The 1,533-nt window shown below is 41.2% G+C and carries 1 pseudogene; it reads left to right on the top strand.

Annotation, left to right across the window (positions count from 1 at the left end):
- A pseudogene (locus ILT06_RS33005) lies at positions 1–1,129 on the top strand (Gly-Xaa-Xaa repeat protein); the annotation flags it as partial.
- Positions 1,130–1,533: the final 404 nt, after the last annotated feature.

Genomic DNA, 1,533 nt, shown 5'->3' with positions numbered 1-1,533 from the left:
AGGACCAACAGGACCTGGTGGAACAGGAATTGGTATAACAGGACCAACAGGACCAACAGGACCGCAAGGGGAACCTGGGAATATAGGTCCAATAGGACCGGAAGGACCTCCTGGTGCTCCTGGATCAACAGGGCCACAAGGGGTACCTGGAATTCAAGGAGAACCTGGAGATCCTGGTCCAACAGGACCGCAAGGTGTACAAGGAATTCAAGGGGAACCCGGGGATCCTGGTCCAACAGGACCGCAAGGCGTACAAGGAATTCAAGGGGAACCTGGAGATCCTGGTCCAACAGGACCAACGGGCCTAATAGGTCCAACAGGAACTGGGGCAACAGGTCCAACAGGACCAGTTGGACCGACAGGTCTTGGAACTGGAGAAACTGGAGCAACGGGCCCAGCGGGACCGACAGGACCAGCTGGTGGTCCAACAGGACCAACAGGGGCAACAGGACCAGCTGGTGGCGCAACAGGAGAAACAGGTCCAATAGGACCAGCTGGTCCACCAGGTCTTGAGGGGCCAACGGGACCACAAGGGGTACAAGGAATTCAAGGAGAACCAGGTCCTGAAGGGCCAACAGGATTACAAGGGGTACAAGGAATTCAAGGTCCACCAGGTCCCGAAGGGCCAACAGGGCTTCAAGGTACTCCTGGTTTACAAGGACCCCCTGGGACACGAGGGCCAACAGGGCCTGATATTCCTACAACATATGCAAATCTTACTTTTCAAGGTACTCAAACTGTTTTAAGTGGTGCTCCAGTTAATTTTACTAACAGTACTCAAGTTATTAATCTTACATTTAATGCTCCAGATACAATAACAATTATTGATACGGGTATCTATGAAATGAATTATTATATTGCTATAGATCCAACAAACTTGCCTGATATTATTTTTGCTGTTGGTATTAATGGTCAAACTCAAGGAATAAGAAGTATGGGAACGAATACAAGTGGTTCAGTAATTGCAGGAAATTTGATATTATCTTTAAATGCAGGTGATCAAATACAAATATATAATGTTGGACAAAATCCTGTAACAATTCCTCAAGTAGGTGGTATTACTAATCCTGGTAATCCAGCATTAATTATTCGAGAAGGAGCACGCTTCTCTGTATTGAGAATATTTTAATATTATAGAGGGTATTATAAAACTAAAATAAATATGGGATGCTATGAATCAAAGAAATTAGGTAAATATATATTTACCTTTGTATAAAGTTCATGGGAAAAAAGAGGATATATTTATAAGGAAAGTATAATAAAGAAATAGTCCGCTTAGGGAAGTAAGTGGGCTATTTTATATGTAAATAGACATAATAAAGTGTCTTTTTTGAAAAAATAATTAATATCCATAGTTTATCTAAATCTATATAATACAAAAAGTACATTTTCAACTAGATTTACCGTGATGAACCTGTTGAATAATGCAAGAATTATTGGTGCTGCACTAAAATTTTGAATTTCCATAGTATTACCACTATTGAGTGTAATAAATTCAGTTGTATTAAGTGTTTTACACCTTTTTTAAAATAA

It is taken from the genome of Bacillus sp. 17RED48 (assembly GCF_019837545.1).
Classification (GTDB): domain Bacteria; phylum Bacillota; class Bacilli; order Bacillales; family Bacillaceae_G; genus Bacillus_A; species Bacillus_A wiedmannii.
The sequence above is the reverse complement of the archived record's forward strand: the minus strand, read 5'-3'. Positions and strand labels throughout refer to the sequence as shown.